The 26,320-nt window shown below is 72.0% G+C and carries 23 protein-coding genes and 1 pseudogene; 7 read left to right on the top strand and 17 right to left on the bottom strand.

The features are described 5' to 3' along the window. Positions 1 to 381: 381 nt before the first annotated feature. Positions 382 to 1,311, bottom strand: a complete 930-nt coding sequence (locus DMH12_RS20565) for a DUF6891 domain-containing protein (protein ID WP_125492990.1) — start codon at positions 1,309 to 1,311, stop codon at positions 382 to 384. Positions 1,312 to 1,396: 85 nt separating this feature from the next. Beyond that, positions 1,397 to 2,428, bottom strand: coding sequence for a glutamine synthetase (gene glnII, locus DMH12_RS20570; protein ID WP_125492991.1), 1,032 nt, complete (start codon positions 2,426 to 2,428; stop codon positions 1,397 to 1,399). 148 nt (positions 2,429 to 2,576) lie between these two features. On the opposite strand from glnII, the gene DMH12_RS20580 reads away from it, so the two are divergent. Then, positions 2,577 to 3,365, top strand: a complete 789-nt coding sequence (locus DMH12_RS20580; RefSeq protein ID WP_260474262.1) for an alpha/beta fold hydrolase — start codon at positions 2,577 to 2,579, stop codon at positions 3,363 to 3,365. Between the two features lie 3 nt (positions 3,366 to 3,368). Here DMH12_RS20580 and DMH12_RS20585 read toward each other — a convergent pair whose 3' ends face one another. Both DMH12_RS20585 and DMH12_RS20590 read right to left on the bottom strand, forming a co-directional pair. Next, positions 3,369 to 4,079 (bottom strand): hypothetical protein, encoded by a 711-nt coding sequence (locus DMH12_RS20585; protein WP_125492992.1) that lies wholly within the window; start codon positions 4,077 to 4,079, stop codon positions 3,369 to 3,371. Between the two features lie 97 nt (positions 4,080 to 4,176). Next, positions 4,177 to 4,551 (bottom strand): arsenate reductase family protein, encoded by a 375-nt coding sequence (locus tag DMH12_RS20590; protein WP_125492993.1) that lies wholly within the window; start codon positions 4,549 to 4,551, stop codon positions 4,177 to 4,179. A 174-nt stretch (positions 4,552 to 4,725) separates the two neighbouring features. On the opposite strand from DMH12_RS20590, the gene DMH12_RS20595 reads away from it, so the two are divergent. Further along, positions 4,726 to 5,040: a hypothetical protein gene (locus tag DMH12_RS20595; RefSeq protein WP_125492994.1), complete on the top strand. Its 315-nt coding sequence runs from the start codon at positions 4,726 to 4,728 to the stop codon at positions 5,038 to 5,040. 138 nt (positions 5,041 to 5,178) lie between these two features. Here DMH12_RS20595 and DMH12_RS20600 read toward each other — a convergent pair. The 3 genes and pseudogenes from DMH12_RS20600 to glnA all read right to left on the bottom strand — a co-directional run. Further along, positions 5,179 to 5,490 (bottom strand): annotated as a pseudogene (locus DMH12_RS20600) (DNA glycosylase AlkZ-like family protein); the annotation flags it as partial. 19 nt (positions 5,491 to 5,509) lie between these two features. Next, positions 5,510 to 5,767, bottom strand: a complete 258-nt coding sequence (locus DMH12_RS20605; protein WP_185832438.1) for a hypothetical protein — start codon at positions 5,765 to 5,767, stop codon at positions 5,510 to 5,512. Positions 5,768 to 5,938: 171 nt separating this feature from the next. Next, a complete protein-coding gene (gene glnA / locus DMH12_RS20610; protein ID WP_122620485.1) occupies positions 5,939 to 7,348 on the bottom strand; it encodes a type I glutamate--ammonia ligase in 1,410 nt (469 codons plus the stop codon). Positions 7,349 to 7,568: 220 nt separating this feature from the next. On the opposite strand from glnA, the gene DMH12_RS20615 reads away from it, so the two are divergent. Beyond that, complete coding sequence (locus DMH12_RS20615) at positions 7,569 to 8,036, top strand: RDD family protein (protein ID WP_125492996.1); 468 nt, start codon at positions 7,569 to 7,571, stop codon at positions 8,034 to 8,036. A 108-nt stretch (positions 8,037 to 8,144) separates the two neighbouring features. On the opposite strand, the gene DMH12_RS20620 is transcribed toward DMH12_RS20615, so the two are convergent. From DMH12_RS20620 to lipB, 4 genes are all read right to left on the bottom strand, one after another. Further along, complete coding sequence (locus DMH12_RS20620; protein ID WP_122620487.1) at positions 8,145 to 8,849, bottom strand: DUF4191 domain-containing protein; 705 nt, start codon at positions 8,847 to 8,849, stop codon at positions 8,145 to 8,147. A gap of 78 nt (positions 8,850 to 8,927) precedes the next feature. Next, complete coding sequence (locus DMH12_RS20625) at positions 8,928 to 9,143, bottom strand: hypothetical protein (RefSeq protein WP_125492997.1); 216 nt, start codon at positions 9,141 to 9,143, stop codon at positions 8,928 to 8,930. A gap of 232 nt (positions 9,144 to 9,375) precedes the next feature. Beyond that, the gene (gene lipA, locus DMH12_RS20630; RefSeq protein ID WP_125492998.1) at positions 9,376 to 10,329 is read right to left on the bottom strand and encodes a lipoyl synthase; all 954 of its coding nucleotides are present in this window, start codon (positions 10,327 to 10,329) and stop codon (positions 9,376 to 9,378) included. Positions 10,330 to 10,504: 175 nt separating this feature from the next. Beyond that, positions 10,505 to 11,305 carry a lipoyl(octanoyl) transferase LipB gene (gene lipB, locus DMH12_RS20635; protein ID WP_125492999.1) on the bottom strand — a complete coding sequence of 267 codons (801 nt, stop codon included), beginning with the start codon at positions 11,303 to 11,305 and terminating at the stop codon, positions 10,505 to 10,507. 232 nt (positions 11,306 to 11,537) lie between these two features. Here lipB and DMH12_RS20640 point away from each other — a divergent pair, with 232 nt between their 5' ends. After that, positions 11,538 to 13,004: a regulator gene (locus DMH12_RS20640; RefSeq protein WP_125493000.1), complete on the top strand. Its 1,467-nt coding sequence runs from the start codon at positions 11,538 to 11,540 to the stop codon at positions 13,002 to 13,004. An 81-nt stretch (positions 13,005 to 13,085) separates the two neighbouring features. Here DMH12_RS20640 and DMH12_RS20645 read toward each other — a convergent pair whose 3' ends face one another. Both DMH12_RS20645 and DMH12_RS20650 read right to left on the bottom strand, forming a co-directional pair. After that, complete coding sequence (locus DMH12_RS20645; RefSeq protein WP_125493001.1) at positions 13,086 to 15,197, bottom strand: FG-GAP-like repeat-containing protein; 2,112 nt, start codon at positions 15,195 to 15,197, stop codon at positions 13,086 to 13,088. Between the two features lie 47 nt (positions 15,198 to 15,244). Then, positions 15,245 to 15,757, bottom strand: coding sequence for a hypothetical protein (locus tag DMH12_RS20650; RefSeq protein ID WP_125493002.1), 513 nt, complete (start codon positions 15,755 to 15,757; stop codon positions 15,245 to 15,247). Between the two features lie 310 nt (positions 15,758 to 16,067). Between DMH12_RS20650 and DMH12_RS20655 the strand changes: the two genes are divergently transcribed. Then, positions 16,068 to 19,679: a hypothetical protein gene (locus tag DMH12_RS20655; RefSeq protein WP_260474263.1), complete on the top strand. Its 3,612-nt coding sequence runs from the start codon at positions 16,068 to 16,070 to the stop codon at positions 19,677 to 19,679. 711 nt (positions 19,680 to 20,390) lie between these two features. On the opposite strand, the gene DMH12_RS20670 is transcribed toward DMH12_RS20655, so the two are convergent. Together DMH12_RS20670 and DMH12_RS20675 are read right to left on the bottom strand one after the other, a co-directional pair. Next, on the bottom strand, positions 20,391 to 21,794 hold the full coding sequence (locus DMH12_RS20670; RefSeq protein WP_125493003.1) for an NAD(P)/FAD-dependent oxidoreductase: 1,404 nt from the start codon (positions 21,792 to 21,794) through the stop codon (positions 20,391 to 20,393). A 173-nt stretch (positions 21,795 to 21,967) separates the two neighbouring features. Beyond that, on the bottom strand, positions 21,968 to 22,870 hold the full coding sequence (locus tag DMH12_RS20675) for a TIGR01777 family oxidoreductase (RefSeq protein ID WP_125493004.1): 903 nt from the start codon (positions 22,868 to 22,870) through the stop codon (positions 21,968 to 21,970). A gap of 72 nt (positions 22,871 to 22,942) precedes the next feature. On the opposite strand from DMH12_RS20675, the gene DMH12_RS20680 reads away from it, so the two are divergent. Next, positions 22,943 to 23,458, top strand: coding sequence for a GNAT family N-acetyltransferase (locus DMH12_RS20680; protein WP_185832439.1), 516 nt, complete (start codon positions 22,943 to 22,945; stop codon positions 23,456 to 23,458). On the opposite strand, the gene DMH12_RS20685 is transcribed toward DMH12_RS20680, so the two are convergent. Then, entirely contained in the window at positions 23,448 to 24,632 is a 1,185-nt protein-coding gene (locus tag DMH12_RS20685; RefSeq protein ID WP_125493006.1) for a MarP family serine protease, read from the bottom strand. The genes DMH12_RS20680 and DMH12_RS20685 overlap by 11 nt on opposite strands. Before the next feature lie 209 nt (positions 24,633 to 24,841). Between DMH12_RS20685 and DMH12_RS20690 the strand changes: the two genes are divergently transcribed. Continuing rightward, complete coding sequence (locus tag DMH12_RS20690; RefSeq protein ID WP_399188108.1) at positions 24,842 to 25,678, top strand: peptidoglycan recognition protein; 837 nt, start codon at positions 24,842 to 24,844, stop codon at positions 25,676 to 25,678. A gap of 40 nt (positions 25,679 to 25,718) precedes the next feature. Here DMH12_RS20690 and DMH12_RS20695 read toward each other — a convergent pair whose 3' ends face one another. Next, positions 25,719 to 26,240 carry a DUF4240 domain-containing protein gene (locus DMH12_RS20695; protein WP_122620496.1) on the bottom strand — a complete coding sequence of 174 codons (522 nt, stop codon included), beginning with the start codon at positions 26,238 to 26,240 and terminating at the stop codon, positions 25,719 to 25,721. Positions 26,241 to 26,320 lie beyond the last annotated feature (80 nt).

A 26,320-nucleotide genomic window follows, 5' to 3' on the forward strand; every position in this document is an offset into this window, starting at 1 on the left:
GGGTGGGGGAGTCGACGGGGACGGTGGACAGGGAACGGGTGGTCGCCATGAGACGTCAGCTCTTTCGCGCGAGGAGTTCGTCGGGAGGGGCGACGGGCGCGAGTTCATGGTCGGGCGCGTCGCGGGACGTACGTCGTGCGCGCCGGCCGAAGGCCTGGGGTGTACGGCTTTCTAGCGGGCCGGCGCGATCGTCGCGCGGCAACACACCCGGTCGAAGTCGTCGTGCTGACGGGAAGGCCAGAAGGGCTCGAGGTCATGGCGACCCGTCGCTGCGTACTTCCGGAAGCTGGCCATGGGCCCATTGAAGCAGACGGCGGCGCCGCGCAGGAGACTCCTCTCACTGCGTGGACGCGGACTGGCGTGAAGTATTCCCCGGCCGGATCACCCCTCCAGCCTTCTGCGCCAGTTCAGCGGGGTGACGGTGATCGCGCGGCCCGGATCGCCGTCCCACTCCGTGGACAGCCCGGACCCGGCGAACGCGGCCACGACCTCGTGCCCCACGGCCGCGGTCGTCTCCTCGGAACCGTCGAAACCGCCGTAGTGCAGCGTGAGTCCGTACCCCTCGGCGGCGGCCTCGGTGCTCTGCTGGTGGAAGAAGACGAAGCCGCGCGCCCCCGGGTGCTCCGCGCCTATCTCCGTGGTGCCGCAGCCGCGGCAGCAGGTGAAGTTCTCCCGGGCCGTGAGCCCGGCCGCGTCCAGGGCCTCGAAGACCCGGGTGAGCCGGTCCGGGTCGGTGGTCGCGTCGCCCCAGGACTCCTGCTCCGCCAGCCGCTCCAGCCACAGCCGGTCCACCAACCGCCGCGCCTGGGCCCTCGACACCGGCCGTTCGCCGTGCTCGCCGCCCACGAGGTGGTCCTCGGCGATCTCGGCGAGCACCGCCCGGTCGTCGTAGCCGCAGAGCAGCCGTTCGCGCACCCGCCGCTCGACCTGCTCGCGGACCTCGTCCGGCAGGTCCGGCACGTCCTCCGCCGGTCCGAGGTCGACCGGCTCCCAGCCGACGCCCGCGTCCCAGCCGGTCTCCCGGCGTGCCCAGCCGGTCAGCAGGTCCGCCACGCGGCCGGGGTCCGCGAGATCCGTCCCGAAGAACGCGTCCTCGGCGGCCCGGTGCTCCAGCCGGTAGTCCCCGCCCTCCTCGTGCCACACCTGGGCGAACACGTCGGGGATGTCGGGTATCCGCTGGGCCACCAGGAACCGGTCGCCGGTGGCGCCGATCCGCGTCACCAGCGCGCGCAGCTCCGCCGCCCGGATCCGGGTGTGCGTCCGCCCGTTCTCCGTCTCGACCTTGATGGTGAGGCTCCCGTCGATCTCCATGTCCCCACCATGGCACGCGCCACCGACAACGCCGAGGGGCGTCCACCGCGACGGTGGACGCCCCTCGGGAGCGGGTGGGGTCTGATCAGACCTGGCCGGCCTTCTCCAGGGCCGAGCAGCAGGTGTCGACGAGCAGGCGGGTCACCACGTACGGGTCGACGTTGGCGTTGGGGCGGCGGTCCTCGATGTAGCCCTTGCCGTCCTTCTCGACCTGCCACGGGATGCGCACCGAGGCACCGCGGTCGGAGACGCCGTAGGAGTACTCGTTCCACGGGGCGGTCTCGTGCAGGCCGGTCAGGCGGTCGTCGATGCCGGCACCGTAGTTCTTGACGTGGTCGAGCGGCTTGGAGCCCTCGCCGAGCGACTCGGCGGCGGTGATGATCGCGTCGTAGCCCTCGCGCATCGCCTTGGTGGAGAAGTTGGTGTGCGCGCCCGCGCCGTTCCAGTCGCCCTTGACCGGCTTGGGGTCGAGGGTGGCGGAGACCTCGAAGTCCTCGGCGGTGCGGTAGAGCAGCCAGCGGGCCACCCACAGCTGGTCGGAGACCTCCAGCGGCGCCAGCGGGCCGACCTGGAACTCCCACTGGCCGGGCATGACCTCGGCGTTGATGCCGGAGATGCCGAGACCGGCCTTCAGGCAGTTCTCCAGGTGCGCCTCGACGACGTCACGGCCGAAGATCTCGTCCGAGCCGACACCGCAGTAGTAGCCGCCCTGCGCGGCCGGGAAGCCGCCCTCGGGGAAGCCGAGCGGGCGGGCGCCCTTGAAGAAGGTGTACTCCTGCTCGATGCCGAAGATCGGCTCCTGGGCCGCGAACCGCTCGGACAGCTCGGCCAGCGCGGCGCGCGTGTTGGACGGGTGCGGCGTCATGTCCGTGTCCAGGACCTCGCACAGCACCAGGACGTCGTCGCCGCCGCGGATCGGGTCGGGGCAGGAGAAGACAGGCTTGAGCACGCAGTCCGAGGAGCTGCCCTCGGCCTGGTTGGTGGAGGAGCCGTCGAAGCCCCAGATCGGCAGGGCGTCGAGACCGGCGGGAGCACCCGTGATGATCTTCGTCTTGGAACGGAGTTTGGCCGTCGGCTCGGTGCCGTCGATCCAGATGTACTCAGCCTTGAAGGTCACGGGGCCACATCCTTCGGGGTGGGTCTGGGCGCACTTGCGGGTGCTGCGGCGCTGCGGCACTGGGGCGCCGCTTCTACTGCGCAGCAGCGTGTCAACAGGCGATTTCCCGACCGTTGCCCGTGTGTGAACCCCGTGTTACCTGGGGTGGATGTGGCCCGTCTCTCACGGTGCGCGCCCGTCCTCGGCCGCCGACTCGCGCACGCCGGCCAGGAAGGAACGGATCGCCGCCGTCTCCCGTTCGTCGTACCCGCGCAGCAGTTCCACCGCGCGCCCGATCAGCGGGCCCGCCCCCGGCCGCAGCACGCCGGCCGGCGACCGCCACCCCCGCACGGTCGCCGACCTGACCGGCTGGCTGGACGCGCTCCTCGACGGCCTCGGCATCCGGGCCGCCGCCCTGGGCGGGCACTCCTGCGGCGCCTGGATCGCCCTGTCGTACGCCCTGCACGCACCCGAACGGGTACGCCGCCTGTTCCTCCTGGACCCGACCCAGTGCTTCGCCGGGTTCAAGGCGGCCTACCTGCTGCGTGCGGCGCCGGTGCTGCTGCGGCCGGCTCCGCGCCGGACACGCGCCTTCCTGGAATGGGAGACCGGTGCGACCCCGCTCGACCCGGACTGGCTCGCCCTCCAGGAGGCGGCCGTCGGCTTCCCCGCCCGCCGTCCGGTGACCGGACCGCGTCCGGCGCCCGACGCGCTGCGCGCACTGGACGCGCCGGTCCTGCTGCTCCTGGCCGGGAACAGCAGGACCCTCCCCCACTCTCGGCTTCGCTCGAGCGGGGGGACCCCCATCCCCGCCGAGGTGGCGGCCCGGGCGCGGGAGCTGCTGCCGCGCGTGGAGGTGGCCGTCCTGCCGGACGTGTCCCATCACGCGCTGCCGCAGGCCGCGCCGCCCGGGCTGGGCCGCCGCCTCAGCGAGTTCCTCGCCGGGCCGGGTGACTGAGCCTCACCCGACCTTCTCGATCAGCGCCCGCCGGATCAGGAACTTGCCCTCCTCCCGGACCTGTTCGAACGCGGCGTTGTTCAGCAGCGCGCAGCTGCCCGAGACCGAGTTCACCTCCACCGTGGTGGACTTGCCGTTGTCGAGGTTGGTCACCTTGAGCCGGGTGCCCACGGGGAACTGGTTGCTGGAGGCGGCGGGCGCGCCGCCCTCGCCGGAGAGGGTGACGGTGGAGCCGTTGCACACCTGCTCACCCGCCTGCGCGCCACCGCCGGCCTGCTCCCCGGCCTGTTCCTCCCCGGCCTGCTGGCCGGCGTCCTGCCCGGCTCCCGCGCCCGCCTCCTGGCCCGCGTCCTGCCCGGCCGCCGGGGGCTGTGTCGCCTGGGAGTCCTGAGCCGACTCCCCGGCGGTGCATCCCGAGGCCTCCTGCTTGCGCTCGATCTCCGCGATGACGGCCTCGCGGTTGGCGATCCGGGCCTCGGACTGCGCGTCGGGGTTGGCCCGCTGGCCCTCGATGAACCGCTGGTTGTTGCCGAGCGCCGTGGCCAGACCCTGGCAGACGGTCGAGTCCTGCGCGGACCTGGTCTGCGCGTTCTGGTCGGTCTGCGCGGCGTTCGACGCGTTCGCCGTCACGAAGGCCCCGCCGCCCGCCACCGCCGCGGCGCTGACCAGCAGCGCGATCTTCTTCTTCGTGTCGAGAGTTCTCCTGCGCGACATGCGCGCCTCCTGAGGGATAGGGGAGCGTACGCCGCTATGTACGAGATACCGAACGCGGTTACTCAGCAGTCACGCCGATTCGCGCACGTAACCTGCGTCACAGAGCGCCCTGTTCGTGCGCCAGCGCGTCACGCACCGCCTCGTCGGTGCGGCCCACCACGGCCGTTCCGTCGGTCGCCGTGATGATCGGACGCTGGATCAGCTTGGGGTGCCCGGCGAGCGCGCTGATCCAGCGGTCGCGTGACGCCGCGTCACGGGGCCAGTCCTTGAGACCCAGTTCCTTGGCCGCGGCTTCCTGGGTGCGGGTGATGTCCCAGGGCTCGAGGCCGAGACGGACGAGCACCTGACGGATCTCGTCCTCGGTGGGTACGTCCTCCAGGTAGCGGCGGACGGTGTAGTCGGCGCCCTCGGCGTCGAGCAGGCTGAGCGCGCTGCGGCACTTCGAGCAGGCCGGATTGATCCAGATCTCCATGCCGGACACGGTAGCCGAGGGCTCCCGAAACCCGTTCTCCCCGTCCGTCACAGCAACCCCGAAAGCCCTTGTGGCCAGGGGCTTTTGTCAGTGGGGGGCGGTAAAATAGAAGCAGTGTTCGAGGGTGTCGCCGGGTGGTCCGGACGGCGCCCTGACCGCGACAGGAGGATGCCCGTGCCCGCTGCCGCACTGAAGTCGAAGCCGTTGCCCACCCAGTCCACCGCCAAGCGGCCCGTCCAGCTCGACCTGCCGTACGCACCCGTGGAGAAGCGTCCGCTGCCGGCCGGCCGCCCCCGCGAGTGGTACGTCACGCACAACCGCCGGCTCAAGGCGATGCGGCTCGCCATCGCCCTGCTCGACTCCGGCGTCTACCTGCCGAACCAGGCGCGCAACGAGAGGATACGGAGCGCTGCGCTGACGATCGGGGTCCACCCGCCGTCGGACACCACGTGCCACATGGTGCGGGCGTTGATGCGGTACTCGCGGTGAGCCTGGCGCCGGGTGCCGTCCGTTGTGCGGTGCCCGGCGTCGTCGTTGCCGTCTTCGGGGGCTGCCGCCCCCAGACCCCCGCTCCGGCCTGAACGGCCTCGTCCCCGGAATCAGGACACCGCTGGAGCGCCGTGTGTGCACCCGCCGGACGATCTCGCCGTCCGGCCGCTGGGCCCAGCTGCCGATCACGCGGCCGTTCCACCACACCGTAGGCCCCATGTTCCCGCTTCTGTCGGACGGCGCCGGCCGCAGCTCGGGGGCGAGGTGCCAGTCCCGCTTCCGCCGGCCCATCGCCGCCCGGCGGAGGCCGGGCACCAGCGCCGCCCACGGCTCGGCCGGGCCGCACACCGGACCGGCGTCACCGGCGGCGACGTATCCCGTGCCCTCGTCCAGCGACACCGCCTGAGCCCCGATCGCGGCCGGCGCCCGGCGCACCGCCGTCACCCGCCAACGAGCAGCGCGGGCCGGCCTAGGGCACCCGGAAGTTGACGTACCCCAGCAGGACGATCACCGCGGCCACGCAGCCGAGCACGATGACGGTGGACACCCAGGACGACCGGCGCGACGAGCCCACGTGGTCGGGGTCGCCGCGGAACGGTACTGGTCCGGGAGGGTTCTCCTTCCAGCGCGCGGCGAGCATCCGGGCGCGCGCGGAGGGCTCCTTGTGCTCGGCGCCGTCCGCCCATCGGAGGTCGAACTCGCGCTCCTCGTCGTCCCGCTCAGCCATCTCCGGCACTCTCCCCGTCCCCCTGATCCGAACCCGACTCGAACAATCGTGTCACTGGACATGATTCCGGTCCCGCTCCGCGCTGTGAAGGGTTTCCGGCCACGGACGAAGGCGCCCCCGCCCCCGGAGAACGGGGGACGGGGGCGCCGGACGGCTCTGCCGTCGAGTCGATCACACGTCGAAGTACAGCTCGAACTCGTGCGGGTGCGGACGCAGCTGCAGCGGGGCGATCTCGTTCGCGCGCTTGTAGTCGATCCACGTCTCGATCAGGTCCGGCGTGAAGACGTCGCCCTGGAGGAGGAACTCGTGGTCGCCCTCCAGGCGGTCGAGGACCGCGCCGAGGGAGGTCGGGACCTGGGCCACGTTGGCGTGCTCCTCGGGAGCCAGCTCGTAGAGGTCCTTGTCGATCGGCTCGGCCGGCTCGATCTTGTTCTTGATGCCGTCCAGGCCCGCGAGCAGCAGGGCCGAGAAGGCCAGGTACGGGTTGCCGGAGGAGTCCGGGGCGCGGAACTCGACGCGCTTGGCCTTGGGGTTCGACCCGGTGATCGGGATACGCATCGCGGCGGACCGGTTGCGCTGCGAGTACACCAGGTTGATCGGCGCCTCGAAGCCCGGGACCAGGCGGTGGTAGGAGTTCACCGTCGGGTTGGTGAAGGCCAGCAGCGACGGGGCGTGCCGCAGGATGCCGCCGATGTAGTAGCGGGCGGTGTCGGACAGGCCGGCGTAGCCCTGCTCGTCGTAGAAGAGCGGCTCGCCGCCCGACCACAGCGACTGGTGGACGTGCATGCCCGAGCCGTTGTCACCGAAGATCGGCTTCGGCATGAAGGTCGCCGTCTTGCCGTTCTTCCAGGCCACGTTCTTCACGATGTACTTGAAGAGCTGGAGGTCGTCGGCCGCGGCGAGCAGCGTGTTGAACTTGTAGTTGATCTCCGCCTGGCCGGCGGTGCCCACCTCGTGGTGCTGGCGCTCGACCTTCAGGCCGGACCGCTCCAGCTCCAGGGAGATCTCGGCGCGCAGGTCGGCGAAGTGGTCGACCGGCGGGACCGGGAAGTAGCCGCCCTTGTAGCGGACCTTGTACCCGCGGTTGTCCTCCAGGGCGCCGGTGTTCCAGGCGCCGGCCTCGGAGTCGATGTGGTAGAAGGACTCGTTCGCGCTGGTGGCGAAGCGGACGGAGTCGAAGACGTAGAACTCCGCCTCCGGGCCGAAGAACGCCGTGTCGGCGATGCCGGTCGAGGCGAGGTAGGCCTCGGCCTTCTTCGCCACGTTGCGCGGGTCGCGGGAGTACTGCTCGCCCGTGATGGGGTCGTGGATGAAGAAGTTGATGTTGAGCGTCTTGTCCCGGCGGAAGGGGTCGATGCGCGCGGTGGACAGGTCGGGGCGCAGGGACATGTCCGACTCGTGGATGGCCTGGAAGCCGCGGATCGAGGATCCGTCGAAGGCCTGCTCGTCGTCGGGGTCGAACGCCTCGGCGGGCAACGTGAAGTGCTGCATGACGCCCGGCAGGTCGCAGAACCGGACGTCGACGAACTTGACGTCCTCGTCCGCGATGTACTTCTTGGCGTCGTCGGCGTTCTGGAACATCCAGCTCCTCCTACTCCCGACCGTCCCGCCGGGGTGGTAGATCGTTCGTGCGGCCAGTGCGGGTGGCACACGCTTCCTCGACCCTAGGGACGGGTGATTTCTCTAACGTGACCCGTTTGTTTCGCAGAAGTTAACCGGCTCCGCGTCCAGCCTAGGCCCGATCGGGGCCTGCCACACCCCGCCGTCCCCGGTACGTATACGGGCGCAGTACCGTGTTCGGGTGGACAACAGGCAAGCAATCGGATCGTGGCTCTCCGGGCCGCGCGCGGCCATCGAAGAGTCCGGCGCCGACCTCGGATACCGGGGGGAGCAGCTCGGTCTGCCCGAGGAGGGACCGAGCTCGATCGCCCGCCCGGGAAGGCGCATCGGCGCCCTGGCCGTCGACTGGGCCCTGTGCCTCCTGATCGCATACGGCCTGATCACGGACGGCTACGACCAGGCGACCGGCAACTGGGCCCTGTTGATCTTCTTCGTGCTCAGCGTGCTGACCGTCGGCACGGTCGGCTTCACGCCGGGCAAGCGCCTCCTCGGCCTGCGCGTGGTCGACCTGGCCACCGGCCGCCCCAGCCCGGTGCGCGCCCTGCTCCGCTCGGTCCTGCTGTGCCTGGCCCTCCCGGCGCTGATCTGGGACCGCGACGGCCGCGGCCTGCACGACAGGCTGGCGCGCACGGTGGAGGTCCGGATCTGACCCGGCACGACGCCAACGCGTAGACGACGCCGCCGGTACGGCGATGGGGGCGACCGAAGTGATTCGGTCGCCCCCATCGCCGTACCGGCGTCTCGGAGTCCTACGGGGTCAGCGCTGGCGCGGGTTGCCGCCGCGGGGCATGCGCATGCCCTTGGGCATCGGACCCTTCGGCAGCGGCATGTTGCTCATCAGGTCGCCCAGCGCGCGCAGCCGGTCGTTGGTCACGGTGACCTGCGGGCCGGACAGGACGCGGGGGAGCTTGAGCATGGTCGTGCGCAGCTTCTTCAGCTCGACCTGGCCCTCGCCGGTGCCCACCACCAGGTCGTGCACGGGCACGTCGGCGACGATGCGGTTCATCTTGCGCTTCTCGGCCGCGAGCAGGGACTTCACCCGGTTCGGGTTGCCCTCGGCGACCAGCACGATGCCGGCCTTGCCGACCGCGCGGTGCACGACGTCCTGGTTGCGGTTCATCGCCACCGCGGGGGTCGTGCTCCAGCCCCGGCCGATGTTGTCCAGCACGGCCGCCGCGGCACCCGGCTGTCCCTCCATCTGGCCGAAGGCCGCCCGCTCGGCCCGGCGCCCGAAGACGATCGCCGTCGCGAGGAAGGCGAGCAGCACGCCCAGGATGCCGAGATAGATGGGGTGACCGACCAGGAAACCGATCGCCAGGAAGACACCGAAGACGACGATGCCGACACCCGCGAGCACAAGACCGATCTTCTTGTCGGCCTTGCGGGTCATCTTGTAGGTCAGAGCGATCTGCTTCAGTCGCCCTGGATTCGCAGCGTCCGCTGCCGGTTCCTTCCTCGCCATGGCACGAAGTCTACGTGGCCCCGAAAGCGCCGACGACGGCAGTGTCCGGCGGAGTCGGGGCGGAGGCCGGCGCCGGGGTCAGGGCCGGCCGGCGAGGGACTGCCCGAGCACCCGCTCCGTCTCGATGCGCTCCTTGGCGCGGCGGCGGTCCTCCAGCACGGAGGTCCAGGCGTTGCGCCGGGCGGTGCGCTGGCCGCTGCTCATCAGCAGCGACTCGACGGCCCGCAGCGCGGTGGTGAACGACGGGATGGCGGTGGCGCGGACGGCGGTGGGGCGAACGGGTGCGGCCTGCATCGTGGAGGTCCCCCCTCGGTACGGCTCCGGGTACGGAGACGGGTGTACGTGGTGTGATTCCAGGGTCACTGACTGGTGTTACCAGGGCGTGACCCGCCGGTCAAACGGACGTGAAGCCGTGGTGCCGGGCCCCGGAACGGGCGCGCGGCCCCGACCGGTGTCCTCATCTGCGAGGACGGTCGGGGCCGCGGAATCTCGGCCATTACTGGCCAGTAGGGCCTTGTGCGTGAATTCACACGGTGGCGGAGTGACGCTGCTCCATGGCCATGCCGTAGAGCCGCCCCGCGCGGTAGGAGGACCGGACCAGCGGGCCGGACATCACGCCGGAGAAGCCGATCTGCTCGGCCTCCTCCTTCAGCTCCACGAACTCGTGCGGCTTGACCCAGCGCTCCACGGGGTGGTGGCGCACCGAGGGGCGCAGGTACTGCGTGATGGTGATCAGCTCGCAGCCTGCCCCGTGCAGCTGCTTCAGCGCCTCGCTGATCTCCTCACGGGTCTCGCCCATGCCGAGGATCAGGTTGGACTTGGTGACCAGGCCGTAGTCACGGGCATCGGTGAGCACCTTCAGCGAGCGCTCGTAGCGGAAGCCCGGGCGGATGCGCTTGAAGATCCGCGGGACGGTCTCGACGTTGTGCGCGAAGACCTCGGGGCGGGAGTCGAAGACCTCGCGCAGCAGTTCCGGCACCGCGTTGAAGTCGGGGGCGAGCAGCTCGACCTTGGTGCGGCCGGCCTCGCGCTCCGCCGTCTGCTGGTGGATCTGGCGCACGGTCTCGGCGTACAGCCAGGCGCCGCCGTCGGGCAGGTCGTCACGGGCGACGCCGGTGATGGTGGCGTAGTTCAGGTCCATGGTGACCACGGACTCGCCGACGCGGCGGGGCTCGTCGCGGTCGAGCGCCTCGGGCTTGCCGGTGTCGATCTGGCAGAAGTCGCAGCGCCGGGTGCACTGGTCGCCGCCGATGAGGAAGGTCGCCTCGCGGTCCTCCCAGCACTCGTAGATGTTGGGACAGCCGGCTTCCTGGCAGACCGTGTGCAGGCCCTCGCTCTTCACGAGGTTCTGCATCTTCGTGTACTCGGGGCCCATTTTCGCCCGGGTCTTGATCCACTCGGGCTTGCGCTCGATGGGGGTCTGGCTGTTGCGGACCTCCAGGCGCAGCATCTTGCGTCCGTCGGGTGCGACTGCGGACACGACCGGCTCCCTAGCGTTTGATTCTTCGGCGCCTTTAAGCGTACGCCCGTTGATTTGAATGTCCGGCGAGGGTGCTGGCCTGCTGGGGGCTGCCGCCCCCAGGCCCCCGCTTTCGGCCTGGACGGCCTCGTCCTCGAACACCGGACGGGCTGGATTTATGCCCCCGGCACCGAATTCATGCCGCCGGTGCCTTCTCGATCACCCGGGGCTTGAGGTCGGCGTTCTCCAGGACGTCCCGCAGGTGGCGCTCCGCCACCGGGAGGACCTCGTCGATGGTCACGTCGCGGCCGAGTTCGCCCGCCAGGGAGGCGACGCCCGCGTCGCGGATGCCGCAGGGGATGATCCGGTCGAACCACTTGTTGTCGGGGTTCACGTTGAGCGAGAAGCCGTGCATGGTGACGCCCTTGGCGACCCGGATGCCGATCGCGGCGATCTTGCGGTCCTCGCGGCGCTGGCCGGCGTTGGACGGGGCGTACTCGGGCCCGTTCATGCGGGGGTCGAACTCGTCGTCCGTCAGACGGGGGTCGAAGTCCAGGGAGAGGCCGCCGAGCGCCGGGCGGTGCTCGACCGCGTCGCCGAGCACCCACACTCCGCTGCGGCCCTCGACCCGCGTGGTCTCCAGGCCGAACTCCGCGCAGGTGCGGATCAGGGCCTCCTCGAGGCGCCGTACGTGCGCCACCACGTCCACCGGGCGCGGGAGCTTCTGGATCGGGTAGCCGACCAGCTGGCCCGGGCCGTGCCAGGTGATCTTGCCGCCGCGGTCCACGTCGATCACGGGCGTCCCGTCCAGCGGGCGCTCGCTCTCCTCGGTGCGCCGGCCGGCGGTGTAGACCGGCGGGTGTTCGAGGAGCAGCACGGTGTCGGGGACCTCGTCGGCGAACCGCGCGGCGTGCACCCGGCGCTGCTCGTCCCACGCCTCCTGGTAGTCGACGCGTTCGGCATCGAACCCCATTCGGACGAACCGCAGCTCACTCACGGCAAGTGCCTCCCTGGAAGGTCGTCAGGCACGAAGCGTGCCCAAGCCACTGTACGACCGCCCGCTAGCCGTCAGCCGGGCGGGCAATCCTCACACGATCGGATGAATGCCGCGCGAAGCCTGCGATCGGGCGCTTACTCTCCGCTACATTCGCGCCGTTCACGAGGCCATAAGGGCTGCTCACAGGCGCTCCGGGCAGATCGGCCCGGAAGGCAGGAGACCGCACCGCACCATGACGGAACGACCCGCGCAGCGCACCCCCAACCGCCAGCTCGCCGCGCTCATCGCCGAAGCGGGGTTCTCGAACGCGGGTCTCGCGCGTCGCGTCGACCAGCTCGGACTCGAACACGGCCTGGACCTGAGATACGACAAGACGTCCGTCACCCGGTGGCTGCGCGGGCAGCAGCCCCGCGGCACCACCCCGGCGCTGATCGCCGAGGTCTTCACCCGGCGTCTGGGCCGCCGCCTCACCGCCCAGGACCTCGGCCTGGACGCCTGCGCGCCGGTCTACGCCGGGCTGGAGTTCGCCGGGAGCCCCGACGAGGCCGTCGACATCGTCGGCGGCCTGTGGCGCAAGGACTCCGGCAGCCACGCGGAGCTGCGGAAGATCGCCTTCACCCCGGCCGGACTCGTCGTGCCCAGCCGGGACTGGCTGATCGGCCGCGCCGACGAGAGGGTGGCCCGCGCCGAGGTGCCCCTCCGCATCCCGGCGCAGGGCCGCCCGGCGACCCCCCGGCTCCCGGCCGTCCCCCTCGAACCGTCCCGCCGCAGGGCCCCGGCCGAGCGCGGCCCCGGCCAGAAGGTCACCGGCGGGGACCTCGCCGCGCTGCGCTCGGTCGGCGAGCTGTTCCGCAGCCTGGACGACCGGTACGGCGGCGGCCACGCCAGGCAGGCGCTGGTGCGGTACCTGGAGCACGAGCTGGAGCCGATGCTGCGCGGCACCTACGGCGAGCAGACCGGCCGGCGCCTGTTCGCCGCCGCGGCGGACCTCACCCGGCTCGCGGGCTGGACGTCGTACGACATCGCCGCGCACGGTCTCGCCCAGCGCTACTTCGTGCAGGCGCTGCGGCTGTCGCAGGCGGCCGGTGACCGGGCGTACGGCTCGTACGTGCTGGTCACGATGAGTCGGCAGGCCGTCTACCTGGGCCACGGGCGCGAGGCCGTGCAGCTCGCGCGGGTGGCTCAGCAGGGCGTCGGGACCTCCGCGCCGCCGGTGGTGCAGACGCTGCTGCACGCCGCCGAGGCGCGGGCGCACGGTCTGCTCGGCGAGGTGCGGGCCTGCACCGCCGCCCTGGTGCGCGCCGAGCGGGCGCTGGAGACCGCGCGGCCGGGCGACGAGGTGCCGCACTGGGCGCGCTTCTTCGACGAGGCACAGCTCGCCGACGAGTTCGGCCACTGCCACCGCGACCTCCAGCAGTTCCGCGCCGCCGCCCAGCACGCGGAACGCTCACTGCAGCTGCGCGCCCCCGTCTACGCCCGCAGCCGGCTGTTCTGCCGGGTGGTCCTGGCCACCGCCCGCCTCGGCCTCGGCGAACTCGACCAGGCCTGCCAGCTGGCCGCCGAAGCGGCCGGCCAGGCGGCCGAGATGCGCTCGGTACGCGCCGCGGAATACGTCCGCGACTTCGAGCGCCGCCTGGAGCCGTACCGGGACGCAGCCCCGGCGCGCGGGTACCGGGACAAGGTGGCGGCGCTGGGGTAGGCGGCTCCGGCGTCGGACGGCGAAGGGCCCCGCCACCCCGGTGGGGAGTGGCGGGGCCCTCGGGCTGCCTGGTGGGACCGGTCAGGCGGGGCTGTTGTAGCGCTCGATCGCGTACATGCGGTCGAAGGACCAGCCGCTCTTGGCCTCCCAGCTGTGCAGCGGGGAGTTGAGGGTGCCGTCGGCCTTGGCGGTCCAGGTGATGGTCTTCACCACGCCGTCGGAGTAGCCGTAGAAGGTGGCGAGGTCGTCGCGGCCGTCGCCGTTGTAGTCACCGGTGACGATCTTCATGTTCTTGCGGTCGTAGTTTCCGGCCGCGGTGGTCCAGAGGTCGGTGCGGTTGCCGAACTTGCCGGTGGCGTCGGCGGTGAAGCCGATCACCGTGTCGTGTCCGTCGCCGTAGTCGTACCAGGCGGCGAGGTCGTCGCGGCCGTCACCGTTGAAGTCGCCGGAGTGGAGGCTCGCGGCGCCGAAGGTCCAGCCGGTGGTGCTCCAGCCGTGGACGGCCGTGTTGTCGAAGCCGCCGTCGGGCGTGGTGGGGAAGGTGATGATCCTGACCTCACCCGTGGAGTAGCCGTAGAGGGCGGCGAGGTCGTCGCGGCCGTCGCTGTTGAAGTCACCGGTGGCGAACTTCATGTTCGGAGCCGACCAGCCCTCGGTGCGGGAGAAGGAGGCGAAGGGGCTGTTGAAGCCGCCGTCGGTCTTGGAGAGGAAGGTGTGGAGCTTGTCGCTGCCGTCCGCGTAGTCGTACCAGACGGCGACGTCGTCGCGCCCGTCACCGTTGAAGTCACCGGAGTTGACCGTCATGCGGTCGAAGGTCCAGCCGGAGGTGGTCTTCCACGAGTGCGTCGGCTCCGCGAAGGAGCCCCCGCCGAGGCCGAGCCAGGTGATCAGGCCGACGTCGCCGTTGGAGTAGCCGTAGAAGGCGGCCACGTCGCCGCGGCCGTCGCCGTTGAAGTCGCCGGTGAAGCGCTTCATGTTCTGGGCCCAGTAGTTCCCGGCCACCGTGTTCCACGCGTGGTCGGGGCTGTTGAAGCCGCCGTCGGCCTTGGCGCGGAACGTGTGGAGCTCGTCGCTGCCGTCGCTGTAGTCGTACCACTCGGCCATGTCGCTGCGGCCGTCGCCGTCGTAGTCGTGGCGGACCTCGGTGCCGGCGGCCCACAGGGAGGCGCCCTGGGCGTCGCGGATCACGAAGTTGCCGCGGTCCTGGAGGACGGCCTTGCCGCCGGGGGCGGTGGTCTTCGACTCCCACAGGACGGTGCTGCCGTCGGTGTCGAGGACGGCGAGGTTGCCGTTCGTGCCGAAGCGGGCGGTGGCGCCGGGGTGGCCCGCGGTGCCGCTGGACCACACGGCCTTGCCGGCGTTGGAGACGACGGCCAGGTTGCCGTCCGCCTGCATGGTCAGGCGCGCGGCGTTGGCGATGAGGCTGTCGCCCGAGCGCAGGACGGCCCCGGCGGCCAGGCTGTTGCCGCCGGCGACGTTGTCCAGTCGCGCGGAGATGGCGTCGTTGCGGGTCTCGGCCGGGTCGGAGCCCCAGCAGCCGCCCTGCCAGGAATGGCTGGCGAGCGCGACGACCTCGAACTTGCCGTCCTTCTGCCGCAGCAGGGGGCCGCCCGCGTCGCCGGTGCAGATGGCGTCGTCGTCGGTCTTGCCGTCGAGGGCCACCGTGGTGTCGGTCACGGACTGGACCGTGAAGGCGGCCGTGTGCCGGGCGGCGGGCACCCACTCGTCCTTGGTCCGGCCGAAGCCGACGACCGTGAGCTCCTCGCCCGCGGTGGGGGCGGTGGTGGCGAGCGGGATCGCCGTGCCGCCGGCGGGACGGTCGAGGCGGGCCAGGACCATGTCGCGGTCGGTGCGGGGGACGAGTTCGAGCACCTCGAAGGGCCTGTTGGTGCCCGGGGCGGGGCCCAGGACGGCGGTCGTCTTCCACTTGGGCTTGCCCGCCGCGACCGGACCGCTGCCGAGGTCGTCGGCGAAGCAGCTCGCAGCGGTGGCCAGCCACTGGGCGGCGACCAGCACGCCGGTGCAGGCCCGCTGGTTCTCACCTATCTGCACACGCGCGACGGAGTTGTGGGCATTGGCCGTGTCGGCCGGGCCGGTGGCCGCCTGCGCCGTACCGGCGGTGAGACAACTGGCGGCCACCGCGGTGGCCATGAGCCCGGCGGCGAGGGCGGCGTGTGCACGGATTCTTGTCACAGGTGGTACTCGGTCCTCTCTGAAGGCGAACGTGATGAACGGCGGGCTCAGCCGGTGACGCGGAGTTCCAGCAGAACTGTGGGAGCCCCCTCGACTCCTTCGCCGACGCCCTTGATGTCGTTCTTGGCCAGGTCGAGTTCTTGGGTCTTGCCCTCCGCGCTCAACGTGGCGTGGACGGCCGTCTCCTCGGTCTGCAGGGCGAAGACCTCCGGAACCTCGACACTGAGGAAGCCCGAGGTCGAGTTGGTCTGGAAGCAGTACTTGCCTTCGCTGCTCTTGCGGGTCCAGACCTGGATCTGTTCCGGAGACCCGTCGCAGTCCGCGAAGAAGATGTGTCCGTCCCCGCGGTGAAGGGAGATGCCCTTCTCCGCGAGGATGCGCTCGGCGTCGGGGTGCTGGAGGTCTTCGACCACGTGCGGCGGTTCCTCCGCGGCGACCGCCTCGGTGGCGAGCGGCGAACTGGCGGTGCCGGTGGCGGCGTAGCCGAGCGCGGACGCACCCGTGATGGTGCAGATGGCGACGAGCCCGGCAAGCAGTGACTTGCGGAGGCGGGTTTTCACCAGAGTTCCCTTCCAGGGCGTTGCGATACCTGATGTCCGGCGCGCCGCGGGCGGCGACAACGGCTGGTGCGAACCCGGGCAGCGGTATGTCCCCCGGTCCCCCGCCTGTGGACGAGCCCCCGCGTCACCCATCACACGGCGCAACGACCACGGAACGTATCACGCGTTCACAACACACATACAAGCAGGTCACCTTCACTTCACAAGTAAGATCACTGCGCCGAAGTGCCGCCCCCGGCAGAGAAGTTGCCGGGCTATGAGAGGTAGGACACCCTTGAGTCGAAGACTCGGCAGACGCACGGTTCCCTGGGTGCGCGTGTACGTGGACGGACACGGCGGCGACTCGCGATGGCGGCTTGCCACTCTGCGTTCGCTGTGTCTCGCCCTCCTGCTCGCCCTCATGGTGAGCATGGTCGGTGCCCTCCCAGCGTCCGCGGCCGACGAGTTGCCGGGTGAAGACGAGGTGGTGGAGTACATACCCGCCACCGACCGCGGCCGGGTGCTCGAGCTGTGGCAGACCGGCGGGCCGGCGGTCAAGGCCGCGGCCGAGGCGGCGTTGCTCGGAACCGACGACGACGTAGAGAAGTTCCTCGCCGAGGAACGAGAGATCTCGCAGCTCAGCGATGACAGGGTTGCCACCGTCCAGATCCTGTCGCTGGGCGGGCGGGAAGTGCGGGCCGCCGCCAAGGCGGCACTCGCCGGCTCCCCCGAGGACCTACGGGCCTTCCTCGAGGGCGGCTGGCGGGCGCCACTGGAGAGCGATCAGCGGGTCCAGGTCGTGCAGATCATCTCTGCGGCCTCCGGACGAGGCGTCAAGGAAGCCGGCCAGAAGGCGCTCAACGGCACCGTCGAGGATGTACGCAAGTTCCTCAACGACGGGCAGTACGTCGCCGCCGACAACGATGCCCGCGTGCAGGTCGTCCAGATCATGAGCACCGGAGGCGATGCGACCCGCGAGGCGGCTCGAGTCGCTCTCAACGGGGACATCAACGACATCCGAGAGTTCCTGGAAGTCGGCCAGCACATCGCGCGTGCTCGCGACCAGGAGCAGGCGACGGTCGCACAGCTCGCCGAATGGGCCACGGAGGCCGGCCGGCAGGCCAAGGCCGAGACGGAGAAGGCCAAGGAGGCGTCGGCTCGCGCCGTCGAGGCGACGCAACTCGCCAAGGAGGCCGCGCAGAAGGCGGCCGAGGAGACCGAGGCGGCAAAGGCCGACTCGCAGAAGGCATCGAATGCCGCGGGCCGTGCCGCCGACGCCGCGAGAGGCGCGGCGCGTGCCGCGCAGCAGGCCATCGACGCCGCCAACGCTGCCACCACATCGGCACGCGTTGCCGCCAACGCTGCCGCACAGGCCGCGTCCGCCGCCGCGGCAGCGGCTCGGGCAGCCACCGACGCCCGCAACGCCGCCGCCGCCGCTGCCACCGACGCGGGCAAGGCATCCGCCGCTCGCGCGGCAGCCGAGGACGCGCGAGACGCCGCCAAGGGGGCGAAGAAGGCCGCGACCGCCGCCGACCACGCCGGTACTGCCGCGTACGAGGCGGCCAACGCCGCCAAGGCCGCGGCCTCCGCGGGGATCAACGCGGACGCGGCAGCCAGTGCGGCCTCGGAGGCCAGCGGCCAGGCCGGAGTGTCCGACGCCCAGGCCGCCCGTGCCAGGGCCGCCGCGGCAGAGGCGCACCGCCACGCGGCCGAGGCCACTGCCGCCGCGAACCGTGCGGAGACCCTGGCCGGCAAGGCGGCCAAGGCGGCGCACGAGGCGCGCGACGCCGCCAACTCCGCCGCGACGCACGCCGAGAACGCGGCCGACGCCGCCGATGAGGCAGCCGAACACGCTGGGGACGCGGCCACTGCCGCCGCGGAGTCCACGAAGCACGCCACGGCTGCCAAGACAGCCGCGGATGAGGCGACGACGGCGGTGACCAAGGCGAAGGCGACCTTCGCGCTCGCCCGCGAGATCGAGACGGAAGGGCTGACGACCCGGACGGCGGGAGCGATCGAGCAGGCTCGTTCGCTCAAGGCACTCGACGACGAGCGCAAGGCTGCCGAGACCGGACAGAAGGAGGCGGCCCAGGCGCTGGACGAGGAGGCGGACCGACTGGCCGCCGAGGTCACACAGCCTGATGCCGACGTCTCCGCCGCCGCGCCCAAGGCTCGCAAGATCGCCTTGAACACGGTGAAGACACGTGGTCCCTGGAGCGTCGCCGCGGCCGAGGTCGCCCTGGCCGGCTCCGACGTGGACGTGGTCGAGTACGTCCGCACCGGCCGGGACAAGGCGCTTGAACTGGACGACCGGGCACGCGTCAACCGTCTGGCCACCGAGTCCGAATCCGCGGACGTCCGAGCGGCGGCGGAGGTGGCGCTCGACGGGGGTGCCGCGACGATCGCCGACTTCCTCGCCACCGGCCAGCACCAGGCCGCGGCCAACGACTACCGGGTCACCGTCACCCAGCTCATGAACGGTGCCGGACCTGGAGTGCGGGCGGCCGGACAGGCAGCCCTGGACGACGGCTCTCCGCAGAAACTGCGCGCCTTCATCACCACCGACTACTACACACAGCGGACCCAGGACGAGCGCGTACGCGCCGTCCAGCTGAAGGAGTCGGGCACCGCGGAGGTCTCCGCCGCCGCCCGCATAGCCCTGGAGGGGCCGCCGCAGGTCCTGCACGCCTTCATTGAGACCGGGCAGTACAAGGCCGAGCGCCAGGACCTGTTGACGGCCACTCACGTGGCCAGGGTCCAGGGGCTCATCGCCGACGCCTCCGCCGTGGCCGCCACCGCCCAGCAGTACGCCGCCGAGGCAGGACGCGCGGCGGCTACCGCCAACGACGCCGCCGACCTGGCCCAGAAGTACGCACAGCAGGCCAAGGACTCCGCGAAGCAGGCCGCCGACTACGCCGAGCAGGCCGACGCGTCCGCGGACGAGGCGGAGAAGTCCGCCGCCGACGCCGCGGAGTCGGCGAGGACCGCCCGCGCTGCCGAAGCGGACGCCCACCGCGCCGCACGCGATGCGGACAACTCCGCCGCGCACGCGCAGTCCTCCGCGGACGCCGCCGCCGGTTCGGCCGCGGTGGCGTGGAGCGCCGCGGGTGAGGCCCGCGCCTCCGCCGAGGCGGCGGGCAAGGACGCGGCCGCGGCCGCCAAGGCCATGAGCGAGGCGCTGTTCGCCGCGGCTACGAAGGAGTGGGCGGAGCAGGAACAATGGCGCAAGGAGCTGGAAGCCCAGGACCGGGCCGACCTGAAGGCACTCAAGGAGCTCGAGGACGCCTTCGCTGACGCGGCGGCCGACGAAGAAACCGATTGGTGGGACCTGACCACCATCGGCCACGTCCTCCTCGACTCGGCGGGCCTGATCCCCGGTATCGGTGAGGGCTTCGACCTCATCAACTGCGGCTGGTACGGAGCCGAGGGCGACTCTCTCAACTCCAGCCTCTCCTGCGCCGCCGCCGTCCCCATCCTCGGATGGGGCGCCGTCGGAACGAAGTGGGGCAAGAGCGGCTACTCGGCGGTCGAGGCCTTCGCCAAGTCGATGCGGGCCAATGGGAAGACTCCGCACATCTGGGCCACCGGCAAGCCTTCGAAGGGGTACAGCAACGCCCAGAACGCGTTCATTCACTGGCAGAACCACAGGGCGGAGTTCCCGGAGCTGGGAAGTGCGAAGGAGTACGTAGAGATGGCCCACGGGTATCGCAACGCGGCGAAGCTGCCGCAGCCGCCGTCTGGGTACCGAGTCTGGGACCGCAACAACGGGAACTACATCGTCTACGAAAAGAGCAGCAACACGCTGACGGCGTTTACCAAGGATGGCCTCCCCATGAGCATGAACCGTCCTGCGCCTCGTAGCGACACCAACCCTCGCGGGTACAACCCGCAGGCCTATCCGACACTGGAGGACTACCTGAAGGCGCAAGGAACGGAGCGATAGATGTCGGAGGAGGGAGCGATCGCCGCCGAGGATTTCTGCCGCATGTGCGGATACGACGAGGACAGGTTCTGGGAAGCCGGTTGGCCGACCAGTGCTGTCTGCGACTGCTGCGGCAACGAGTCGGGTATCGGCGATATGGGAGCGACGCCTGGTTCCTGGAGCGGTGTGGAAGGGCTGCACGCCTTCCGAGGCTGGTGGCTCGGGACCGGCGCGCGGTGGGAGAGGCCTCGCCGGAAGCCGAGGGATTGGGACGTTCTCCGGCAGCTGGAAAACATCCCTCCGCCCTGGCGTACTCCTGCCCCGCCTCTTCCCGACCGTGCCCGTCGAATTGCCGAACGGGAGTCTCACAGCTCGCTCGGCACCGAGACCGTGTGCCGGATCTGCGGGTTGCCGGGGGAGGTCTTCTGGCGTGACGGGAGGCCCACGGAGTCCTTCTGCCCTTCCTGCGGGGCTGAGTCCGGGATCGACGATCTCGGAACGCCGGGGAACTGGGACGCACTGAGCGGCATCCGGGCCCGTCGCGGGTACTGGGCTGCCGTCGGTGCCCCCTGGGCGGTTCCGGCGGCCCGGCCGGCGGAGTGGAACGTGATGGAGCAACTGGCGGGCCTTCCTGACGCCTGGCGCTGAGCGCCGTGACACCGGAGACAGGGCCACCGGCTTCGGCCGGGGGCCCTGTTCCTGTTTCTCGTCGGTCCGCTGTGGCGGATTGGCCTACGCCGCCCGCGCCGACACCACCGACTCCGCCGAGTGCATCGGACGCCCCGCGCCCAGGTCCCGCAGGATGGCCCCCGAGGCGCGGTGGCCCGAGTGGAGGGCGCCCTGGACGGTGCTGGTGTCGCGGTGGTCGCCGCAGACGTAGAGGCCGGCCAGGAGCCGCACGGGGCGGCGTGGGTCGTGCGGGGGGCGCATCGCGGGGACCGCCTCCGGCGTGTGGTGCACGGCGAGGGTCTCCCAGCGGGCGGTGGAGGTGCCGTAGAGGCGGGACAGGTGGATGCGGACGGCCGTTTCCACGTCGGACGGGGGCGGGCCGAGGACCGTCGAGGAGACCAGGGCGCGACCGGCCGGTGCCCGGGACGGGTCCACGTGGCTGACCACCGCCGTGTGGGCGACCGGGCCGCCCCGGTCGGCGTCGAGCAGCAGACTCGTACCGGTTGTCGGGGGTTCGTCGGTCGTGTGGTGCACCACCGTCACGGGATGGAAGTCCGGCACCCGCAGTCCCGGCAGCAGCGCGGCCGCCGCGCGGGCGTCCGTCGCCACCAGGACGGCACGGCAGCGGATGACCCCGTGTTCCGCGGTGGTCACGGCGTTGGTGGCGACCGAGGTGACCCGGACGCCGGTGTGCACGGTGCCCGGCGGCAGTGAGCGGGCCAGATGCTCGGGCAGGGCCTCGGCGCCGCCCTCGGGCAGGGCCAGCCGTCCGGCGGCGAAGGCGCGCAGCGCGAGGTCCGCGCACCGGCTGGAGGTCGTGAGGTCCGGGTCGCACAGCAGGGCGGCGAGCAGGGGGCGCAGGAAACCGTCCACCGTCCGTGCGGGCACTCCGCGCGCGGCCAGGGCCCTGGCCGCGGGCAGCTCCGGGCGGGCCAGCAGCCGTTCCACCGGGGTGCTCGCGAGCCGCGACAGCGCGGCGCCCAGCCGGGCCTGGTCGACGGCGGTCCCGAGCGGCGCGCCGGCCCGGACGCGGGGCGTGGGCGCGGGCCTGCCGTAGCCCCTGGGAGCGCCGACCGTGCGCCGGGGCGCGGGGATCGCCCGAGGGGCGCTCGCGAGGGCGCGCACCGCGTGAAGTGCGCCCCTTGCGCCCCGTACACCCGCCGGGGTGCCCGCGCGGTGGTGCCGGCCCTCGCTGTGCAGCAGGACCCCGGGGGCGAAGGGCAGCAGCGCGAGGCCGTCGAGCCCGGGGGTGCGGCGCAGTTCGGGATACGCCGTGGGCAGCAGCTGTCCGATTCTGTCGAGCCGGAATCCGTCGACCTTCTCGGTCGCCTGCCTGCCGCCCACCGCATGGGCGGCCTCCAGGACCGTGGTCGTCACTCCTGCGCTGGTCAGCCGATGCGCCGCGGCGAGTCCGGCGATCCCGGCCCCCACGACGACGACGTCCGCCTGGTACGCGGGCTCAAGCACGTGCCCCTCCTCGAGGTTGCGCGGCCGCTGGAGACGTCATGCCCCCAACTGCCTTGAGGGATACCCGAGTTCGAGACGAGGTTAGGTCCAGAAATCGTCAAGAGGAGTCGCGCAGGGACAGGGCACGGTCGCACGGCGGTCGCATAGCGGCGCGGAGTGGTCACGTCCGCACCTCACAGTGCCGCCCGGATCGCCCCGTCGATCTCCGGGAACGCGAACCGGAACCCCGATTCCTGAAGGCGGCCCGGCAGGACCCGGGCGCTGCCCAGGACGTCGCCGGCCATCTCGCCGAGCGCCGCGCGCAGCACCGGCGCGGGCACCGGGAAGGGCGTCGGACGGTGCAGCACCCGGCCCATGGCCACGGTGATCTCACGGTTCGTCAGCGGCTGCGGGGCCGTCAGGTTGAACGGTCCCGACAGGTCCTCGTGGTCCAGCAGGTGCCGGATCGCCGCCACCTCGTCGTGCAGCGCCACGAACGACCAGTACTGGGACCCGTCGCCCAGCCGTCCGCCGAGCCCGGCCTTGAACAGCGGGAAGAGCCGCCCCCAGGCCCCGCCGCCGCTCGAGACGACCAGCCCCGTCCGGGTGAAGACGGTCCGCACGCCCGCCTCCTGGGCGGGCGCCGCCGCGGCCTCCCACTCCACACACAGGGCCGGCAGGAAACCCTCACCGGCGGGAGCGCTCTCGTCCACCGCCCGGTCGCCGGTCTCCCCGTAGTAGCCGATCGCGCTGCCGTTCACGAAGACCCGCGGCGGCCGTTCCATCCGCGCGACGGCCTCCGCGAGCGCCGTCGTGCCGTGTACGCGGCTGCTGCGGATGCGTGTCTTGTACGCGTCGGTCCAGCGGCAGTCGCCCACCCCGGCGCCGGCCAGGTTGACCACGGCGTCGCAGCCCGCGAGCCCGGCCGCGTCCACCCGCCCGTTCTCCGGGTCCCAGCGGACCTCGTCCGCGCCGCGGGGCGTACGGCGTACCAGCCGCACCACCTCGTGTCCGTCCGCGGTCAGGGACCGCACCAGGGCGCTGCCGATGAGACCGGACGCGCCGGCCACCACGATGCGGGAACGTTCCAAGTCCATGCGCCCATCCTGCCGGGTGGGCCGGGAAAATCGGCGGACCGGTGCCCGCTTCCGCGTCGTACAGTGACCGTCATGCCAGCTCCGCACATACGTCCCGCCAGGTCCGACGACGAGGAGCCGCTGCGCCGGCTCGACCGCGACACCTGGTCGCTCCTGCACGCCGTCTCACCCCCGCCGGGACCGGACGACCCCTTCTTCCGGCCGCACTCGGGCCCCGGCGACCACCTCGTCGCCGAAGTCGACGGCTCCGTCGTCGGCTACGTCCGCCTCGGCTTCCCCACGGAACTGGCCGCCAACGCCCACGTACGCCAGATCCGCGGTCTCGCCGTCGCCGACACGGCCCGCGGGTGCGGCGTCGGCCGCGCGCTGGTCCGCGCCGCCGTCGAGGAGGCCCGCCGCCTCGGCGCCCGCCGCATCACCCTGCGCGTCCTCGGCCACAACACGGCCGCCCGGAAGCTCTACGAGTCCGAGGGCTTCGTCGTCGAGGGCGTGCAGCCCGAGGAGTTCTACCTCGGCGGCGCCTACGTCGACGACGTGACGATGGGCCGGTTCCTGACCGAGCGGGAGCCGTCGCCGGTCACGTCGTGACCGGTTCGCCCGTGTCCACCGCCTCCGTCGCGTCCGCGGCACGCTCCGCGTCGGCGGCCACCTCGGCCGCCGTCAGCACGTAGCCGGTCCCCGCGTCGGAGGTGGAGCGGGCGAACACCACGCCGTACACCCGGCCGTCGGTGGTCAGCAGCGGTCCGCCCGAGTTGCCGGGGCGGACCGTGGAGCGGATCGAGTAGATCTCCCGGGTGACGTTCGCGTCGCTGTAGATGTTCTGCCCGGTCGCCCGCGTCCGGTTCGCCACCGTCGCCGCCCGCAGGTCCAGGTCGCCGTCCTGCGGATAGCCCGCCACCACCGCGGGGTCCCCGCGCTCCGCGTCGTCGTCGAACCGCAGGACGGGCGCCGACAGGTCCGGGACGTACAGCACGGCCACGTCCTTGCCCGGGTCGAACAGCACCACGCGTGCCTCGTACGCCGGGCCCACCCCGCCGATCCGCACGGTCGGGTCGTCGATGCCCGCCACCACGTGGGCGTTGGTCATCACCCGCTCCGGCGCGAAGACGAAGCCGCTGCCCTCCCGGCCCTGGGTGCCCGTGACGCCCTCCACCTTCACCGTGCTGCGCTGGGCCGCCCGGGTCGCGGCCGCCGTCACGCTGTCCCCGGAGGGCTCGGCGACCTGCGCCGTCGCCTCGTTCTCGAACGGGTTGAAGACCTGCGGGAACCCGGCCTCGGTCAGCGCGGACGTCGCCCCCGAGAACCACGCGGGCGTGGTGTCCGGCATCGCCCGCTGCACGGCGCCCAGCAGCGTCGAGTCCCGGATCGCCGAGGTGAGCAGCGAGGACGAGGACGCCGCGAGCACGCTGGCCGCCACCCACGCCACGATCAGCGCCGCCACCGCGTTCGCCGCCGCTCCGCCGATCCCGTCGGCCACCCTGAGCGGGCCGGCGTCCAGTTCCCGGCGCAGCCGCAGCGCCAGCCGCCCCGCGAGCTCGTGCACCACGATCGCCGGCAGCAGCACCGTGACCACCGCGAGCACCGTCGTCGACGTCGAGCCCGGCGTCACGAGATCCGTGACCCAGGGCAGGATCCACACGCCGAGCGCCGCACCGCCCACGAAACCGGCCAGCGAGACACAGCCGGCCACCAGGCCGCGCCGGTATCCGGACGCGGCGTAGGCCAGCACCACCAGCACCAGCAGAACGTCGAGCAGGTCCACGCGAGCCGCCTTTCCACCACCGGACCCCGGGAACCCTCAGTACGTGCCGTACGGCCCCGATGATCAGACTCTGCCGCGCGACCGACCGGAAACGGTCACCCGGGCGAGCATGTGCGATCAACCGGAAAACGTCGTGGACCGGGACGATGGTTCCACCAGGTGGCACAGCACACATCGCGGGCGGACCCGATCCGCCGGACAGTGGGACCATGCGTCCCCTCCGACCGCGCGGGGCCCGGGAGCGGCGTGCCGTTCCCGCACCGGGTGCCGCCCGCGCCTCCACCCCCGGTGCGGCCGGGATGCCGCGCGCGCTGCGGGCCGTGCTCGGCGCGCTGCCCGGCCTGGCCGCCGTCGCCGCGCTGTTCCTCTGCGCCAACGGGGTCGAACAGGCGGCGACCACGCGGGCCAGTCCGGTCGCCGCCGACCGGCACTCCGCGCCCCGGCCGGCCATCGTGCCCCGGTCTCAATGGCTGGGCGGGGCCGCCCGCGACCAGCCCGCCCCGCGGTACGACGACAAGATCCTCGCCGTCTTCGTCCACCACACGGACACGCCGAACGGCTACGACTGCGCCGACGTACCGGCCATCCTGCGCGGCGTGTACATGGGCCAGACCGGCGCCCGGGACTGGGACGACATCGGCTACAACTTCATCGTCGACCGCTGCGGCACCGTCTACGAGGGCCGCGCCGGCGGCGCCGACCGCCCCGTCACCGGCGCGCACACCCAGGGCTTCAACCACCGCACCACCGGCATCGCCGCCCTCGGCACCTTCACCGCGGGCGTGCCCGTGCCGGACGCGCTGACCGACGCGATCGCCGCCGTGGCCGCCTGGAAGCTCGGCGAGACCGACACCGATCCGCGCGCGAAGGTCGCCCTGGTCTCCAGCAACGGGCTCAGCCGCTACGCCGCGGGCGCCACGGCGACCCTGCCCGCCGTCGCGGGCCACGACGACGGCTACCAGACCAGCTGCCCGGGCGCCGCCCTCTCGGACCGCCTCCCGGAGATCCGCCGGACGGCGGCCCGTCTCCAGGGCCGCACGGCCTGACTCGCGGCCCCACGGGCCCGGCGGAAAGGAAGCCGCCGGGTCACTCCGGGCCGAACCGCTCCCACAGACGGGGCAGGCGTGCGGCGAGGGCCTGGTCGCTCTCCAGGTTGATCGCGGTGCCCAGGGGCTCCGCGGGGGCGGGGGCGATGCCGAGGTCGGGCGCGACGGTGCCGGTGAGCTGCTCGTAGGCCTCGTCGGCCGCGTAGCCCAGCTCCTCCCCGTCGCCGTCCAGCTCCTCGTCGAAGTCGTCCAGCAGCTCGGCGAGCGAGTCGGGTTCGTGCACCGCGCCCTCGTAGACCTCCCTGCCCTGGCCGATCAGCCAGCAGCGGAAGAAGTCGAAGGCGTCGTCGCTGGCACCGCCCAGCAGCACCCACGCCGCGCCCCACAGGTCCCAGGTGCAGGCGCGGTTGTAGCGGGCCTCGAAGTGGCGGGCGAAGTCGAGCACCAGGTCCGGGTCCATCGTGAGGAGCCGGTCCACCAGCAGGTCGGCCTGGTCCTCGGGATCGCCGTCGGCGCCCTGCCGGGCGGCGTCGATCAGCTCCCAGAACTCCGTCTCGTCCATCACGGGTCCAGCATCGGCCCTGCGGGGGTGCCACGCACGTGGAGTGCGGCGGATCGTTATGCGGGAATCGCCGCGCGGGA

This window comes from Streptomyces sp. WAC 04229, assembly GCF_003947455.1.
Classification (GTDB): domain Bacteria; phylum Actinomycetota; class Actinomycetes; order Streptomycetales; family Streptomycetaceae; genus Streptomyces.

What these genes read in the sequence shown, in the direction of transcription:
- DMH12_RS20675 (WP_125493004.1), bottom strand. Translation starts at nt 22,870, where the DNA reads ATGGACTTGGAACGTTCCCGCATCGTGGTGGCCGGCGCGTCCGGTCTC.
- DMH12_RS20680 (WP_185832439.1), top strand. Translation starts at nt 22,943, where the DNA reads ATGCCAGCTCCGCACATACGTCCCGCCAGGTCCGACGACGAGGAGCCG.
- DMH12_RS20625 (WP_125492997.1), bottom strand. Translation starts at nt 9,143, where the DNA reads ATGCAGGCCGCACCCGTTCGCCCCACCGCCGTCCGCGCCACCGCCATC.
- DMH12_RS20590 (WP_125492993.1), bottom strand. Translation starts at nt 4,551, where the DNA reads ATGGAGATCTGGATCAATCCGGCCTGCTCGAAGTGCCGCAGCGCGCTC.
- DMH12_RS20690 (WP_399188108.1), top strand. Translation starts at nt 24,842, where the DNA reads ATGCGTCCCCTCCGACCGCGCGGGGCCCGGGAGCGGCGTGCCGTTCCC.
- glnA (WP_122620485.1), bottom strand. Translation starts at nt 7,348, where the DNA reads ATGTTCCAGAACGCCGACGACGCCAAGAAGTACATCGCGGACGAGGAC.
- DMH12_RS20585 (WP_125492992.1), bottom strand. Translation starts at nt 4,079, where the DNA reads ATGTCGCGCAGGAGAACTCTCGACACGAAGAAGAAGATCGCGCTGCTG.
- DMH12_RS20640 (WP_125493000.1), top strand. Translation starts at nt 11,538, where the DNA reads ATGACGGAACGACCCGCGCAGCGCACCCCCAACCGCCAGCTCGCCGCG.
- DMH12_RS20605 (WP_185832438.1), bottom strand. Translation starts at nt 5,767, where the DNA reads ATGGCTGAGCGGGACGACGAGGAGCGCGAGTTCGACCTCCGATGGGCG.
- DMH12_RS20565 (WP_125492990.1), bottom strand. Translation starts at nt 1,311, where the DNA reads ATGGAGATCGACGGGAGCCTCACCATCAAGGTCGAGACGGAGAACGGG.
- DMH12_RS20620 (WP_122620487.1), bottom strand. Translation starts at nt 8,849, where the DNA reads ATGGCGAGGAAGGAACCGGCAGCGGACGCTGCGAATCCAGGGCGACTG.
- DMH12_RS20580 (WP_260474262.1), top strand. Translation starts at nt 2,577, where the DNA reads ATGTGGCCCGTCTCTCACGGTGCGCGCCCGTCCTCGGCCGCCGACTCG.
- DMH12_RS20695 (WP_122620496.1), bottom strand. Translation starts at nt 26,240, where the DNA reads ATGGACGAGACGGAGTTCTGGGAGCTGATCGACGCCGCCCGGCAGGGC.